The 16,313-nt window shown below is 51.4% G+C and carries 15 protein-coding genes; 7 read left to right on the plus strand and 8 right to left on the minus strand.

The window, feature by feature from the left end:
* Positions 1–155 precede the first annotated feature (155 nt).
* Both fieF and cpxP read right to left on the minus strand, forming a co-directional pair.
* Positions 156–1,058 carry a CDF family cation-efflux transporter FieF gene (gene fieF, locus AB4H76_RS22065; protein WP_001076742.1) on the minus strand — a complete coding sequence of 301 codons (903 nt, stop codon included), beginning with the start codon at positions 1,056–1,058 and terminating at the stop codon, positions 156–158.
* A gap of 148 nt (positions 1,059–1,206) precedes the next feature.
* Entirely contained in the window at positions 1,207–1,707 is a 501-nt protein-coding gene (gene cpxP, locus AB4H76_RS22070; protein WP_001223800.1) for a cell-envelope stress modulator CpxP, read from the minus strand.
* Positions 1,708–1,856: 149 nt separating this feature from the next.
* On the opposite strand from cpxP, the gene cpxR reads away from it, so the two are divergent.
* Positions 1,857–2,555, plus strand: coding sequence for an envelope stress response regulator transcription factor CpxR (cpxR, locus tag AB4H76_RS22075; RefSeq protein ID WP_001033722.1), 699 nt, complete (start codon positions 1,857–1,859; stop codon positions 2,553–2,555).
* Entirely contained in the window at positions 2,552–3,925 is a 1,374-nt protein-coding gene (gene cpxA, locus AB4H76_RS22080) for an envelope stress sensor histidine kinase CpxA (protein ID WP_000580417.1), read from the plus strand. The genes cpxR and cpxA overlap by 4 nt, the downstream gene beginning before the upstream one ends.
* Positions 3,926–4,030: 105 nt before the next feature.
* On the opposite strand, the gene yiiM is transcribed toward cpxA, so the two are convergent.
* From yiiM to sodA, 3 genes are all read right to left on the minus strand, one after another.
* Positions 4,031–4,705: a 6-hydroxyaminopurine reductase gene (gene yiiM / locus AB4H76_RS22085; RefSeq protein ID WP_032255224.1), complete on the minus strand. Its 675-nt coding sequence runs from the start codon at positions 4,703–4,705 to the stop codon at positions 4,031–4,033.
* Positions 4,706–4,853: 148 nt separating this feature from the next.
* Positions 4,854–5,837 carry a 2-keto-3-deoxygluconate transporter gene (kdgT, locus tag AB4H76_RS22090; RefSeq protein ID WP_001166063.1) on the minus strand — a complete coding sequence of 328 codons (984 nt, stop codon included), beginning with the start codon at positions 5,835–5,837 and terminating at the stop codon, positions 4,854–4,856.
* A gap of 259 nt (positions 5,838–6,096) precedes the next feature.
* Positions 6,097–6,717, minus strand: coding sequence for a superoxide dismutase [Mn] (gene sodA, locus AB4H76_RS22095; RefSeq protein WP_001297064.1), 621 nt, complete (start codon positions 6,715–6,717; stop codon positions 6,097–6,099).
* 284 nt (positions 6,718–7,001) lie between these two features.
* On the opposite strand from sodA, the gene rhaT reads away from it, so the two are divergent.
* Complete coding sequence (gene rhaT / locus AB4H76_RS22100) at positions 7,002–8,036, plus strand: L-rhamnose/proton symporter RhaT (RefSeq protein ID WP_000063507.1); 1,035 nt, start codon at positions 7,002–7,004, stop codon at positions 8,034–8,036.
* Here rhaT and rhaR read toward each other — a convergent pair.
* On the minus strand, positions 8,033–8,881 hold the full coding sequence (rhaR, locus tag AB4H76_RS22105) for an HTH-type transcriptional activator RhaR (protein ID WP_205900181.1): 849 nt from the start codon (positions 8,879–8,881) through the stop codon (positions 8,033–8,035). The genes rhaT and rhaR overlap by 4 nt on opposite strands.
* A gap of 73 nt (positions 8,882–8,954) precedes the next feature.
* Complete coding sequence (rhaS, locus tag AB4H76_RS22110) at positions 8,955–9,791, minus strand: HTH-type transcriptional activator RhaS (RefSeq protein ID WP_000217139.1); 837 nt, start codon at positions 9,789–9,791, stop codon at positions 8,955–8,957.
* 287 nt (positions 9,792–10,078) lie between these two features.
* Here rhaS and rhaB point away from each other — a divergent pair, with 287 nt between their 5' ends.
* The 4 genes from rhaB (at position 10,079) to rhaM (ending at position 14,587) form a co-directional block, all read left to right on the plus strand.
* Positions 10,079–11,548, plus strand: coding sequence for a rhamnulokinase (rhaB, locus tag AB4H76_RS22115; protein WP_000144072.1), 1,470 nt, complete (start codon positions 10,079–10,081; stop codon positions 11,546–11,548).
* Positions 11,545–12,804 carry an L-rhamnose isomerase gene (gene rhaA, locus AB4H76_RS22120; protein ID WP_001556342.1) on the plus strand — a complete coding sequence of 420 codons (1,260 nt, stop codon included), beginning with the start codon at positions 11,545–11,547 and terminating at the stop codon, positions 12,802–12,804. The genes rhaB and rhaA overlap by 4 nt, the downstream gene beginning before the upstream one ends.
* A 634-nt stretch (positions 12,805–13,438) precedes the next feature.
* Positions 13,439–14,263, plus strand: a complete 825-nt coding sequence (gene rhaD, locus AB4H76_RS22125; RefSeq protein ID WP_001179759.1) for a rhamnulose-1-phosphate aldolase — start codon at positions 13,439–13,441, stop codon at positions 14,261–14,263.
* A 9-nt stretch (positions 14,264–14,272) separates the two neighbouring features.
* The gene (gene rhaM, locus AB4H76_RS22130) at positions 14,273–14,587 is read left to right on the plus strand and encodes an L-rhamnose mutarotase (protein WP_077492737.1); all 315 of its coding nucleotides are present in this window, start codon (positions 14,273–14,275) and stop codon (positions 14,585–14,587) included.
* A 40-nt stretch (positions 14,588–14,627) separates the two neighbouring features.
* On the opposite strand, the gene AB4H76_RS22135 is transcribed toward rhaM, so the two are convergent.
* A complete protein-coding gene (locus AB4H76_RS22135) occupies positions 14,628–16,022 on the minus strand; it encodes a carbohydrate porin (protein WP_000749926.1) in 1,395 nt (464 codons plus the stop codon).
* Between the last annotated feature and the right edge of the window lie 291 nt (positions 16,023–16,313).

Below are 16,313 nucleotides of genomic sequence, written 5' to 3' on the forward strand. Positions count from 1 at the left end.
AAATGAAATCTGTTGCCGGAAGTCTTCTTGCACATCGAAGTGATCCAACGAATGTGCAAATAGTATAACAATCACTTCCTGCTGAATTGATTCAGGTCAGGCCAAATGGCGGTATTTTATACACAAAATGCGGGTCTGGCTCTCTTTTATACTGATTATGAAAGCATAGACCGTTTACCCTCCCTGGGTACGACGGAACAGGGGTCCTGATGGATAATTACATCCGATCCCGGAAAACGCCGTAAAATAGCCTGCTCTACCTGATCCGCCACCATATGTGCCTGAACCAAAGGCAGAGAGTCTTCCATTTCCAAATGAATCTGAATAAAGCGGGTCGGCCCTGACTGCCGCGTGCGAAGATCGTGAGCGCCGCTAACACCCGGCCAGGAAGTCACGATATCAATAATTTCTTGCCGTTCCTCATCAGGCAATGCGCGATCCAGTAATGACTGTACCGCCTCATATCCCATGCGTAACGCGCTATATAAAATATAGATGCCGATTCCCAATGCAAACAGAGCATCGGCGCGATGCCAGCCGTACCAGGACAACCCCAGCGCCAGCAGAATTGCGCCGTTCATCATAACATCAGACTGGTAATGTAGCATATCAGCCCGCACCGCCTGGCTTTGCGTCCGGCGCACCACCCAACGCTGAAACGAGACAAGGATAATCGTACAAATTAGCGCCACAATTGTCACGATAACCCCGACGCCTGGATCTGTCATCGGTGTTGGAGATATCAGATGTTGAATACCCGTCAAAAACAGGAATAGTGCCGAACCGGAGATAAACATACTTTGCGCCAGCGCCGCGAGGGACTCTGCTTTACCGTGACCAAACGAGTGATTATCGTCGGCAGGTTGCAGGGAATATCGCACCACCAGTAAATTCGTCAACGACGCGCCGATATCCACCAGCGAATCCACCAGCGCGGCGAGAATACTCACCGACCCGGTATACCACCATGCAAAAATTTTAATCAGCAATAGCAACGAAGCCATCGCCGTCGCAGCAATCGCCGCCCGACTGACCAGCCGTCCATAAGATTGATTCATAAATACTCCCGCTATCAACTGACGCTAGTATAACGGAAGCAAATCATCTGCAATGCATTAAGCAGCAGGCAAATTGAGGATAAAAAAAACCCCCACATCATGTGGGGGAAGACAGGGATGGTGTCTATGGCAAGGAAAACAGGGTTTACTACTGGGAACGTGAGTTGCTACTACTCAATAGCTTCAACGATGAACTTTTTTGCCATTGCGTCACGTCACGCAACTGCTCCATTCGTTGTTGATGTTTCTCGTTTAAAACCGCTTGCTGCTCCGGCGTTAACAGGCGATACATTTGGTTGCGGACTTTTGCCATCTCAACCTGACGAGCAATTTGCTCATTCGCCATTTTTTCTGCCTGTGCGCGCACAGCGTTTTCATCAAAATTTTCTGCGGTGACAAGGCGATGCATTGTCTCCAGTTCGCTAACATTAACAGGAGGCTGTTCGTGCCGGGCCTGTTGCATAAGATCTCGCATCTGCTGACGCTGATGTTCGGTTAAACTTATGCCGTCGAACATATGGCTCTGCGTACTGCGCTGCGTAAGTTCTTCACCCGGATGCCAGTTATCGCCTGAACCGACTTCAGCAGCGTGGCTTAATGAACTGACTGCCAGCGTTGAGGCCATGACGGCAGCGGTAACTATGCGCATCATTTGCTCCCAAAATCTTTCTGTCGCGATTCAACGATAGAGAGTTTACGATTCAGGCTGCAAACATGCGTCAGGGGGTGTAAAACAACGTAAAGTCATGGATTAGCGACGTCTGATGACGTAATTTCTGCCTCGGAGGTATTTAAACAATGAATAAAATCCTGTTAGTTGATGATGACCGAGAGCTGACTTCCCTATTAAAGGAGCTGCTCGAGATGGAAGGCTTCAACGTGATTGTTGCCCACGATGGGGAACAGGCGCTTGATCTTCTGGACGACAGCATTGATTTACTTTTGCTTGACGTAATGATGCCGAAGAAAAATGGTATCGACACATTAAAAGCACTTCGCCAGACACACCAGACGCCTGTCATTATGTTGACGGCGCGCGGCAGTGAACTTGATCGCGTTCTCGGCCTTGAGCTGGGCGCAGATGACTATCTCCCGAAACCGTTTAATGATCGTGAGCTGGTGGCACGTATTCGCGCGATCCTGCGCCGTTCGCACTGGAGCGAGCAACAGCAAAACAACGACAACGGTTCACCGACACTGGAAGTTGATGCCTTAGTGCTGAATCCAGGCCGTCAGGAAGCCAGCTTCGACGGGCAAACGCTGGAGTTAACCGGTACTGAGTTTACCCTGCTCTATTTGCTGGCACAGCATCTGGGTCAGGTGGTTTCCCGTGAACATTTAAGCCAGGAAGTGTTGGGCAAACGCCTGACGCCTTTCGACCGCGCTATTGATATGCACATTTCCAACCTGCGTCGTAAACTGCCGGATCGTAAAGATGGTCACCCGTGGTTTAAAACCTTGCGTGGTCGCGGCTATCTGATGGTTTCTGCTTCATGATAGGCAGCTTAACCGCGCGCATCTTCGCCATCTTCTGGCTGACGCTGGCGCTGGTGTTGATGTTGGTTTTGATGTTACCCAAGCTCGATTCACGCCAGATGACCGAGCTTCTGGATAGCGAACAGCGTCAGGGGCTGATGATTGAGCAGCATGTCGAAGCGGAGCTGGCGAACGATCCGCCCAACGATTTAATGTGGTGGCGGCGTCTGTTCCGGGCGATTGATAAGTGGGCACCGCCAGGACAGCGTTTGTTATTGGTGACCACCGAAGGCCGCGTGATCGGCGCTGAACGCAGCGAAATGCAGATCATTCGTAACTTTATTGGTCAGGCCGATAACGCCGATCATCCGCAGAAGAAAAAGTATGGCCGCGTGGAACTGGTCGGTCCGTTCTCCGTGCGTGATGGCGAAGATAATTACCAACTTTATCTGATTCGTCCGGCCAGCAGTTCTCAATCCGATTTCATTAACTTACTGTTTGACCGCCCGCTATTACTGCTGATTGTCACCATGTTGGTCAGTACGCCGCTGCTGTTGTGGTTGGCCTGGAGTCTGGCAAAACCGGCGCGTAAGCTGAAAAACGCTGCCGATGAAGTTGCCCAGGGAAACTTACGCCAGCACCCGGAACTGGAAGCGGGGCCACAGGAATTCCTTGCCGCAGGTGCCAGTTTTAACCAGATGGTCACCGCGCTGGAGCGCATGATGACCTCTCAGCAGCGTCTGCTTTCTGATATCTCTCACGAGCTGCGCACCCCGCTGACGCGTCTGCAACTGGGTACGGCGTTACTGCGCCGTCGTAGCGGTGAAAGCAAGGAACTGGAGCGTATTGAAACCGAAGCGCAACGTCTGGACAGCATGATCAACGATCTGTTGGTGATGTCACGTAATCAGCAAAAAAACGCGCTGGTTAGCGAAACCATCAAAGCCAACCAGTTGTGGAGTGAAGTGCTGGATAACGCGGCGTTCGAAGCCGAGCAAATGGGCAAGTCGTTGACAGTTAACTTCCCGCCTGGGCCGTGGCCGCTGTACGGCAACCCGAACGCCCTGGAGAGTGCGCTGGAAAACATTGTTCGTAATGCCCTGCGTTATTCCCATACGAAGATTGAAGTGGGCTTTGCGGTAGATAAAGACGGTATCACCATTACGGTGGACGACGATGGTCCTGGCGTTAGCCCGGAAGATCGCGAACAGATTTTCCGTCCGTTCTATCGGACCGATGAAGCACGCGATCGTGAATCTGGCGGTACAGGATTGGGGCTGGCGATTGTTGAAACCGCCATTCAGCAGCATCGTGGCTGGGTGAAGGCAGAAGACAGCCCGCTGGGCGGTTTACGGCTGGTGATTTGGTTGCCGCTGTATAAGCGGAGTTAAACTCCGCATTTGTAGGCAGGATAAGGCGTTTACGCCGCATCCGGCATTTGAGCAGGATGCCTGATGCGACGCTGATAGCGTCTTATCAGGCCTACACTCCGGGGGTTATTTTCCCCACAACCGGCGGGAAAAATCTTCGATCTTGCCGCTCAGTCGGCGCTTTTGCATCGTCCGCGTCCAGCTTTTCGATAACCCGGCGGCGGAGAGTAAACGGTGATACTGCTCGTCATCAAACGGCATATGCCATGCGATGGCGACAGCCTCCTGCACGGTCACATCACTGACACGGGAAACCAACTCCAGCGGCGCATCAGCAGATACCAACCCTGGCGCAATCACGCTATACAACCACCCCACTTTACCCGTGTTTTGCATCAACTGCGCTATGTCGCTGATATCAAAATGGTAATTGAGTTTATAGCAAGGGGAGCGTGGCTGGCTGACCTGAATTAATGCCTCTCCCCAGCGGAAAATATCGCCCATATAAACATTACTTTCCGTCAGGCCGTCGGTTGAGAGGTTTTCACCAAACGCAGGCGCAACAAACAACTCCGCCTGTTCCGGAAATTCCCGCGCCCAGTAGAGATAATGCTCACGAGGATAATGACACAGCGCTCTGTCTGGCCCGCCGTGAACCTTTTTCTCCGCCTGCTCGTCACCTTCCAGCCCCAGCTCCGTCAGCATCAACTCACCATCAACCTGGATTTTGGCAATTGCGCTGGGTTTGCCTTCGGGATAAGCCTGAATCTTGCCTGTGTATACATCAACCGGATATCGCATCTGTTCCCTCTCTACGAGAAATTTCCCCATTAGACCATATTTATTTTATGTCAGGCGTGCTGTTTTCGCGGTAAGTATCCAGGCAGGAACTCAATAGCAAACCGGACGAACGTTAGTTCATCCGGCTGTGGGGATTAAGGAAGCAGGTTTATTTCACCGTACCTAAAATTTCGATTTTCGCTGCTCTGGCTTTGACTTTACGTGACCAGATAGAGGTAAGAATTGGCACCAGAATCGAAGTCACAATGACCGCCGTCGCTACCAGCGAAGTTGCTGCCGGAGCCATCGGTTTAAACGCAGGCACCATTTCTGCAATCAGCACAGGTGTCGCTACCGCGGCCCCTGCGGAACTGGAAGCGGCAATTCCGGCAGTGCCATCGCCACCGCCAATCAATTTATCGGCGATAATCAACGGAATACCGGTCACGATAATTACTGCCACACCCAACAGGATCCCCAGCAAACCAGTCTGGGCAATCACAGTCAAATCAATGGTATTGCCCAGCGCGAAGGCAAAGAATGGAATAAGCGTTTGCACCGCTTTGCTGAAAAATTCTCGCAATTCAGGGTCAAGATTCCCCAGGGCAAAGCCCACCAGGAACGGTAATACTGCGCCGACGAAAACATGCGGTTCAAACGAGGCAATCCCGGCAGTGCCCAGAATAATCATCGTCATGAGCGGCCCGGACTCCAACGACATCAACACAAATGCCCCAGCTTCTTCTTTTGTGCCGTACTGCTGCATGATGGAAGCGTAAAGTCCACCATTGGTCATATCCATCGCCGCCACCAGTGCCAGCGTTGAAAGTCCGGCAAAGAATCCAACTTCAACACCATGTTCCGGAATAATGCGCGAGGCAATTGCCGCAACCACCCACGCGACGGCAATTTTAGTTACCACCAGCGTACCGGATTTACGCAGTACCGTTCCCGTCGCGCTTAATTTTATTGACGCCCCCATGCAAAAAAACCACACCGCCAGAATGGGCACCGTACCGGTAATCATCCCGTTGGTGAATGATCCAAAATATTTCCCCGCCCCCGGCGAGAAGGTGTGGCACAGTGCGCCAAGGAATAGCGGGACGAGCATCATCCCCCCCGGGATTTTCTCAATCGAGCGTTTTATCTGCATTTCCATCACCTGTCGGCATATTTTTAAGGGCTGATGCGTAATTCCTCAATGGAGCATCAGTGTTGATGGAAACGAAGATAGACATTCATTTAATCAATAAAAGTGATCAAAACCACATCAATTGAAACGCTGTTTTATTTTTATCGGATCATTGTTTTTATTTTGAAATTGATCACAAAAAAACCACCGCCATTGGCGATGGTTCATTTTTTAAGCTGATATGCGGCGTAAACGCCTCATTGCAGCAGACGGCAAATGATTATTTTTTCGCCGCGAAACGTGCCGCTGCTTCGTCCCAGTTCACCACGTTCCAGAACTCTTTGATGTAGTCCGGACGGCGGTTCTGGAATTTCAGGTAGTAAGCATGTTCCCACACATCCAGGCCCAGAATCGGGAAGCCGGATGCGCCAGAAATAGCTTCACCCATCAGCGGGGAGTCCTGGTTAGCAGTAGAAACCACCGCCAGTTTATCGCCTTTCAGCACCAGCCATGCCCAGCCAGAACCAAAGCGGGAAGCTGCCGCTTTCTCAAATTCTGCTTTGAAGTTATCAACGGAGCCGAAGTCACGTTCAATAGCAGCTTTCAGGTCACCCTGCAGGGTGGTGCCTTTTTTCAGACCTTTCCAGAACAGGCTGTGGTTAGCGTGACCGCCAGCGTTGTTGCGCAGTACGGTTTTCTTGTCTGCTGGCAGCTGGTCCAGTTTGGTGATCAGCTCTTCAACCGGCAGGTTGGCAAATTCTGGCAGGCTTTCCAACGCCGCGTTGGCGTTGTTGACGTAGGTCTGATGGTGTTTGGTGTGGTGGATTTCCATGGTCTGCTTATCGAAGTGCGGTTCCAGGGCATCGTAAGCATACGGCAGGGATGGCAGGGTATAGCTCATATTCATCTCCAGTATTGTCGGGCGGCCGATTGTTAATGCCGCGTAAGCAGTTGGTTCATTATAGTTAATTAAATGATATTGAAAATGATTATCAATGCCGTACTTTTCGTAAGGGTATGGTTTTGCAGGAAAATGCCCGAGATGTGAAGCAAATCACCCACTTAATGCCGTGATTGCCAGTAAATCGACAACGGCGGCAACAGGCGAAAGGTTAATCGACAGCACGATTTTTACACTCATCTCGTCGGAGATGTGACGCGACGAAAAATGATGAGGATAAGAAGATGAGTAACGCGATTACGATGGGGATATTTTGGCATTTGATCGGCGCGGCCAGTGCAGCCTGTTTTTACGCTCCGTTCAAAAAAGTAAAAAAATGGTCATGGGAAACCATGTGGTCAGTCGGTGGGATTGTTTCGTGGATTATTCTGCCGTGGGCCATCAGCGCCCTGTTACTACCGAATTTCTGGGCGTATTACAGCTCGTTTAGTCTCTCTACGCTGCTGCCTGTTTTTCTGTTCGGCGCTATGTGGGGGATCGGTAATATCAACTACGGCCTGACCATGCGTTATCTCGGCATGTCGATGGGAATTGGCATCGCCATTGGCATTACGTTGATTGTCGGTACGCTGATGACGCCAATTATCAACGGCAATTTCGATGTGTTGATTAACACCGAAGGCGGACGCATGACGTTGCTCGGCGTTCTGGTGGCGCTGATTGGCGTAGGGATTGTAACTCGAGCCGGGCAGTTGAAAGAGCGCAAGATGGGCATTAAAGCCGAAGAGTTCAATCTGAAAAAAGGGCTGGTGCTGGCGGTGATGTGCGGCATTTTCTCTGCCGGGATGTCCTTTGCGATGAACGCCGCAAAACCGATGCATGAAGCCGCTGCCGCACTTGGCGTCGATCCACTGTATGTCGCTCTGCCAAGCTATGTTGTCATCATGGGCGGCGGCGCGATCATTAACCTCGGTTTCTGTTTTATTCGTCTGGCAAAAGTGAAGGATTTGTCGCTAAAAGCCGACTTCTCGCTGGCAAAACCGCTGATCATTCACAATGTGTTACTCTCGGCACTGGGCGGGTTGATGTGGTATCTGCAATTCTTTTTCTATGCCTGGGGCCACGCCCGCATTCCGGCGCAGTATGACTACATCAGTTGGATGCTGCATATGAGTTTCTATGTATTGTGCGGCGGTATCGTCGGGCTGGTGCTGAAAGAGTGGAACAATGCAGGACGCCGTCCGGTAACGGTGTTGAGCCTCGGTTGTGTGGTGATTATTGTCGCCGCTAACATCGTCGGCATCGGCATGGCGAATTAATCTTTCTGCGAATTGAGATGACGCCACTGGCTGGGCGTCATCCCGGTTTCCCGGGTAAACACCACCGAAAAATAGTTACTATCTTCAAAGCCACATTCGGTCGAAATATCACTGATTAACAGGCGGCTATGCTGGAGAAGATATTGCGCATGACACACTCTGACCTGCCGCAGATATTGATTGATGGTCATTCCAGTCTGCTGGCGAAATTGCTGACGCAAAACGCGCTCACTGCACGATGCCTCATCACAAAATTTATCCAGCGCAAAGGGACTTTTCAGGCTAGCCGCCAGCCGGGTAATCAGCTTATCCAGCAACGTTTCGCTGGATGTTGGCGGCAACGAATCACTGGTGTAACGATGGCGATTCAGCAACATCACCAACTGCCCGAACAGCAACTCAGCCATTTCGTTAGCAAACGACACATGCTGACTACTTTCATGCTCAAGCTGACCGATAACCTGCCGCGCCTGCGCCATCCCCACGCTACCTAAGCGCCAGTGTGGTTGCCCTGCGCTGGCGCTAAATCCCGGAATCGCTCCCTGCCAGTCAAGATTCAGCTTCAGCCACTCCGGGCAATAAATAATATTCTGCAAAACCAGATCGTTAACGGAAGCGTAGGAGTGTTTATCGTCAGCATGAATGTAAAAGAGATCGCCACGGGTAATGCGATAAGGGCGATCGTTGAGTACATGCAGACCATTACCGCGCCAGACAATCACCAGCTCACAAAAATCATGTGTATGTTCGGCAAAAACATCTTGCGGATAACGGTCAGCCACAGCGACTGCCTGCTGGTCGCTGGCAAAAAAATCATCTTTGAGAAGTTTTAACTGATGCGCCACCGTGGCTACCTCGGCCAGAGAACGAAGTTGATTATTCGCAATATGGCGTACAAATACGTTGAGAAGATTCGCGTTATTGCAGAAAACCATCCCGTCCCTGACGAATATCACGCGGTGACCAGTTAAACTCTCGGCGAAAAAGCGTCGAAAAGTGGTTACTGTCGCTGAATCCACAGCGATAGGCGATATCAGTAACGCTGGCCTCGCTGTGGCGTAGTAGATGTCGGGCTTTCATCAGTCGCAGGCGGTTCAGGTAACGCTGAGGCGTCAGTCCCGTTTGCTGCTTAAGCTGCCGATGTAGCGTACGCAGCGAAAGAGAAAATTGCTCCGCCACGGCATCCCAATTCACCTCATCGGCAAAATGGTCCTCCAGCCAGGCCAGAAGCAAGTTGAGACGTGATGCGCTGTTTTCCAGGTTCTCCTGCAAACTGCTTTTACGCAGCAAGAGCAGTAATTGCATAAACAAGATCTCGCGACTGGCGGTCGAGGGTAAATCATTTTCCCCTTCCTGCTGTTCCATCTGTGCAACCAGCTGTCGCACCTGCTGCAATACGCTGTGGTTAACGCGCCAGTGGGAAGGATACTGCCCATCCAGCTCTTGTGGCAGCAACTGATTCAGCCCGGCGAGAAACTGAAATCGATCCGGCGAGCGATACAGCACATTAGTCAGACACAGATTATCGGTATGTTCATACAGATGCCGATCATGGTCGCGCACAAAACAGACCGTGCCACCGGTGATGGTATAGGGCTGCCCATTAAACACATGAATACCCGTGCCATGTTCGACAATCACAATTTCATGAAAATCATGATGATGTTCAGGAAAATCCGCCTGCGGGAGCCGGGGTTCTATCGCCACGGACGCGTTACCAGACGGAAAAAAATCCACACTATGTAATACGGTCATACTGGCCTCCTGATGTCGTCAACACGGCGAAATAGTAATCACGAGGTCAGGTTCTTACCTTAAATTTTCGACGGAAAACCACGTAAAAAACGTCGATTTTTCAAGATACAGCGTGAATTTTCAGGAAATGCGGTGAGCATCACATCACCACAATTCAGCAAATTGTGAACATCATCACGTTCATCTTTCCCTGGTTGCCAATGGCCCATTTTCCTGTCAGTAACGAGAAGGTCGCGAATTCAGGCGCTTTTTAGACTGGTCGTAATGAAATTCAGCAGGATCACATTATGACCTTTCGCAATTGTGTCGCCGTCGATCTCGGCGCATCCAGTGGGCGCGTGATGCTGGCGCGTTACGAGCGTGAATGCCGCAGCCTGACGCTGCGCGAAATCCATCGTTTTAACAATGGGCTGCATAGTCAGAACGGCTATGTCACCTGGGATGTGGATAGCCTGGAAAGTGCCATTCGCCTTGGATTAAACAAGGTGTGCGAGGAAGGGATTCGTATCGATAGCATTGGGATTGATACCTGGGGCGTGGACTTTGTGCTGCTCGACCAACAGGGTCAGCGTGTGGGCCTGCCCGTTGCTTATCGCGATAGCCGCACCAATGGCCTGATGGCGCAGGCACAACAACAACTCGGCAAACGCGATATTTATCAACGTAGCGGCATCCAGTTTCTGCCCTTCAATACGCTTTATCAGTTACGGGCGCTGACGGAGCAACAACCTGAACTTATTCCACACATTGCTCACGCTCTGCTAATGCCGGATTATTTTAGTTATCGCCTTACCGGCAAGATGAACTGGGAGTACACCAACGCCACAACCACGCAACTGGTCAATATCAATAGCGACGACTGGGACGAGTCGCTACTGGCGTGGAGCGGTGCCAACAAAGCCTGGTTTGGTCGCCCGACGCATCCGGGTAATGTCATAGGTCACTGGATTTGCCCGCAGGGTAATGAGATTCCGGTGGTCGCCGTTGCCAGCCATGATACCGCCAGCGCGGTTATCGCCTCGCCGTTAAACGGTTCACGCGCCGCTTATCTCTCTTCTGGTACCTGGTCATTGATGGGCTTCGAAAGCCAGACGCCATTTACCAATGACACGGCGCTGGCAGCCAACATCACCAATGAAGGCGGGGCGGAAGGTCGCTATCGGGTGCTGAAAAATATTATGGGCTTATGGCTGCTTCAGCGGGTGCTTAAGGAGCGGAAAATCAACGATCTCCCGGCGCTTATCGTCGCGACACAGTCACTTCCGGCCTGCCGCTTCATCATCAATCCCAATGACGATCGCTTTATTAATCCTGAGGCGATGTGCAGCGAAATTCAGGCTGCGTGTCGGGAAACGGCGCAACCGATCCCGGAAAGTGATGCTGAACTGGCGCGCTGCATTTTCGACAGTCTGGCGCTGCTGTATGCCGATGTGTTGCATGAGCTGGCGCAGCTACGCGGTGAAGATTTCTCGCAACTGCATATTGTCGGCGGAGGCTGTCAGAACACGCTGCTCAACCAGCTATGTGCCGATGCCTGCGGTATTCGGGTGATCGCCGGGCCTGTTGAAGCCTCGACGCTCGGCAATATCGGCATCCAGTTAATGACGCTGGATGAACTCAACAATGTGGATGATTTCCGTCAGGTCGTCAGCACCACCGCGAATCTGACCACCTTTACCCCTAATCCTGACAGTGAAATTGCGCACTACGTGGCGCGGATTCACTCTACACGAAAGACAAAGGAGCTTTGCGCATGACCACTCAACTGGAACAGGCCTGGGAGCTGGCGAAACAGCGTTTCGCGGCGGTGGGGATTGATGTCGAGGAGGCGCTGCGCCAACTTGATCGTTTACCCGTTTCAATGCACTGCTGGCAGGGCGATGATGTTTCCGGTTTTGAAAACCCGGAAGGTTCATTGACCGGTGGGATTCAGGCAACTGGTAATTATCCGGGCAAAGCGCGTAATGCCAGTGAGCTACGTGCCGATCTGGAACAGGCTATGCGGCTGATTCCGGGGCCGAAACGGCTTAATTTACATGCCATCTATCTGGAATCAGACACGCCAGTCTCGCGCGATCAGATCAAACCAGAGCACTTCAAAAACTGGGTTGAATGGGCGAAAGCCAATCAGCTCGGTCTGGATTTTAACCCCTCCTGTTTCTCGCATCCGCTAAGCGCCGATGGCTTTACGCTTTCCCATGCCGACGACAGCATTCGCCAGTTCTGGATTGATCACTGCAAAGCCAGCCGTCGCGTTTCGGCCTATTTTGGCGAGCAACTCGGCACACCATCGGTGATGAACATCTGGATCCCGGATGGTATGAAAGATATCACCGTTGACCGTCTCGCCCCGCGTCAGCGTCTGCTGGCAGCACTGGATGAGGTGATCAGCGAGAAGCTAAACCCTGCGCACCATATCGACGCCGTTGAGAGCAAATTGTTTGGCATTGGCGCAGAGAGCTACACGGTTGGCTCCAATGAGTTTTACATGGGGTATGCCACCAGCCGCCAGACTGCGCTGTGCCTGGACGCCGGGCACTTCCACCCGACTGAAGTGATTTCCGACAAGATTTCCGCCGCCATGCTGTATGTGCCGCAGTTGCTGCTGCACGTCAGCCGTCCGGTTCGCTGGGACAGCGATCACGTAGTGCTGCTGGATGATGAAACCCAGGCAATTGCCAGTGAGATTGTGCGTCACGATCTGTTTAACCGGGTGCATATCGGCCTTGACTTCTTCGATGCCTCTATCAACCGCATTGCCGCGTGGGTCATTGGTACACGCAATATGAAAAAAGCCCTGCTGCGTGCGTTGCTGGAACCTACCGCTGAGCTGCGCAAGCTGGAAGCGGCGGGCGATTACACTGCGCGTCTGGCACTGCTGGAAGAGCAGAAATCGTTGCCGTGGCAGGCGGTCTGGGAAATGTATTGCCAACGTCACGATACGCCAGCAGGTAGCGAATGGCTGGAGAGCGTGCGGGCTTATGAGAAAGAAATTTTGAGTCGCCGCGGGTAAACACTGCCGGATGCGGCGCGAGCGCCTTATCCGGCCTACGGGTCGGCAACAGTTGTAGGCCTGATAAGACGCGACAGCGTCGCATCAGGCATTGATTGCCGGATGCGGCACAAGTGCCTTATCCGGCCTACAGGTCGGCAATAGTTGTAGGCCTGATAAGACGCGACAGCGTCGCATCAGGCATTGATTGCCGGATGCGGCACAAGTGCCTTATCCGGCCTACAGGTCGGCAATAGTTGTAGGCCTGATAAGACGCGACAGCGTCGCATCAGGCATTGATTGCCGGATGCGGCACGAGCGCCTTATCCGGCCTACAGGTCGGCAATAGTTGTAGGCCTGATAAGACGCGACAGCGTCGCATCAGGCATTGATTGCCGGATGCGGCACAAGTGCCTTATCCGGCCTACAGGTCGGCAATAGTTGTAGGCCTGATAAGACGCGACAGCGTCGCATCAGGCATTGATTGCCGGATGCGGCACGAGTGCCTTATCCGGCCTACAGGTCGGCAATAGTTGTAGGCCTGATAAGACGCGACAGCGTCGCATCAGGCATTGATTGCCGGATGCGGCACGAGTGCCTTATCCGGCCTACGGGTCGTGCATCTGACAACACCGAATTTACAGGAACACAGAACATGCAAAACATTACCCAGTCCTGGTTTGTCCAGGGAATGATCAAAGCCACCACCGACGCCTGGCTGAAAGGCTGGGACGAACGCAACGGCGGCAACCTGACGCTGCGCCTGGATGACGCCGATATCGCGCCTTATAAAGACAACTTCCATGCACAACCGCGCTATATCCCGCTCAGCCAGCCCATGCATTTACTGGCAAATACACCGTTTATTGTCACCGGCTCCGGCAAATTCTTCCGTAACGTCCAGCTTGATCCTGCAGCTAACTTAGGCGTCGTAAAAGTCGACAGCGACGGCGCGGGCTACCATATTCTCTGGGGGTTAACCAACGAAGCCGTTCCAACTTCTGAACTTCCGGCTCACTTTCTCTCCCACTGCGAGCGCATTAAAGCCACCAACGGTAAAGATCGGGTGATCATGCACTGCCACGCCACCAACCTGATCGCCCTCACCTATGTACTGGAAAACGACACCGCGGTCTTTACTCGCCAACTGTGGGAAGGCAGCACCGAGTGTCTGGTGGTATTCCCGGATGGCGTTGGCATTTTGCCGTGGATGGTGCCCGGCACGGACGAAATCGGCCAGGCGACCGCACAAGAGATGCAAAGACATTCGCTGGTGTTGTGGCCCTTCCACGGCGTCTTCGGCAGCGGGCCGACGCTGGATGAAACATTCGGTTTAATCGACACCGCAGAAAAATCAGCACAAGTATTAGTGAAGGTTTATTCGATGGGCGGCATGAAACAGACCATCAGCCGTGAAGAGTTGATAGCGCTCGGCAAGCGCTTCGGCGTTACACCACTAGCCAGTGCGCTGGCGCTGTAAGGAGCAAACATGATCCGCAAAGCCTTTGTCATGCAGGTTAACCCCGACGCCCACGAAGAGTATCAGCGTCGGCATAACCCCATCTGGCCGGAACTGGAAGCAGTGTTGAAATCTCACGGTGCGCATAACTACGCCATTTGCCTCGACAAAGCGCGTAATCTGCTGTTTGCCATGGTAGAGATTGAATCTGAAGAACGCTGGAATGCGGTAGCCAGCACTGAAATCTGCCAACGTTGGTGGAAATATATGACCGATGTTATGCCAGCTAATGCGGATAACAGCCCGGTGAGTAGTGAGCTGCAAGAAGTGTTTTACCTGCCTTAATGAGTTGCGGTGCCGGAAAATATCCAGCACCGCGCCTTCATCAGAAGAAGTATTTAAAGCGAACGCGTGCGCCGTAACGGTCATCAGTATCATCACCGTGTTTTTTATCACCGTCGCTATCCAGAATGGAGTAATACGTCCCGAGGTAAATATTAAAGTTCTCCATATCCATCACATTAGCGAACTGATAAGACGCATGAATGGTGTGAATGGTGTACGTCCCTTCATCATCAATCCAGCAGTCGTTATCACAAACTACACCGCTGAATTCATCAATCTTATTGTGCGCGTAGATATAACCGAGCTCGAAACGTTTCCACAGCGCGTTAATCCCGGCAGTGAAATCTTTCTCATTATTAGCATCTAAATAGGCGGTATTAAGATTAACCACAATGCCATTGTCCGGATCCGTTTTCAAGCCATTCCAGGTCATGCTCATACCATAGCCGGTACGATCGGACTGATCGACAAAATTACCCTTGCTATCGGTATAACCGTAAGCATTATTTACCACGTTCGCTTCCATGGCTGCGGAAACGGTGAATTCTTCCGTCGGCGACCAGGCAATTACTGGGCGCAGATAAGCAACATTTTTCTGCTGCTCCATATCGCGTCCATGATAATTACCGTCATTATATAAAGATGTTCCGTCTTCAAGTAACGTGTTTAATTCAAAATACCAGTTATCGAGTTGTTTGCTGACGAGGAAATTACCTCCAGCGTTAGAGCGCCCGCGGCCCTCTTTCATCATATAGATATAACCGCTGCCATCGTCATAAAGATCGTTCGCAGTATTACCGGAATGTTCAACAAAGGTATCCTGATTCAGCGGGAACATATCGTAGGCTTCAAAACGGCCTACTTTGACCTTCCAGTCGTTTTCTTTGCCAAAGAAGAATACCGCATCATCGATATTTACTGAACCGTGCATATCCCCCAGCGGTTGTGCGGAGAACCCGGCGAAATAGCCATTATCCAGTTTTCGCATACCATCAAAACCTAACAGAATACGACCATTGAGATTCCACTGTTCATTAGTGGGATCGCTATTCACATCAGCGTTGGTCATTGCCAGCAGGCCATGATTACTTTCCGCATCCATATTAAATTCTACGTCGCCGTAGATTTTTAAATCGCCATAACCTGAAAGCAAAAGATTAGGTGAGGTGGCATTTTTCTTTGCAGATTCCGCCGTTGTCTGTCCATTTACCGGCGTATTGCCCTGGGCAGCCTTAATTTCGCGGATCTCAGCGGCTTGTTGTGTCTGCAGCTGTTTTACCTGCCCCTCTGCTTTTGCTGCCCGCATTTCTGCCGCTTCCAGGCGTTCTTCCAGCAATGCCATGCGTTGTTCCAGCGTTAAATGCTGTGTTTTTGCCATACCGGTACTACATGCCAATAATAAACCGATGGCTAAAGATAATGTCGATTTTTTCATTATTTACGTTCCCTGAAATAAAGGAGGCCCTACGCTTTCCAAAAGGAATACGTATATAGAGAAATATAAAGTGTGCACTTTCGAATTTTTAATCCAACTTCAGCAGGCCGATGGATAGTATCCCGCCGCATAATATGAGTAAATCCGCTGATTTCCTGGAACGTGAGGAATATAACAATAGTGCCGTTTTTAACTAAATATCGTAAAAAATATTAGATATGATTCACGCTGACTCATAAGCCATAAATATAAATAACGTGGCAGCAAAATATCCGCGACAGTTAAACATTC

The organism is Escherichia sp. UTM R2 (genome assembly GCF_048593455.1).
Taxonomy (GTDB): Bacteria; Pseudomonadota; Gammaproteobacteria; order Enterobacterales; family Enterobacteriaceae; genus Escherichia; species Escherichia coli.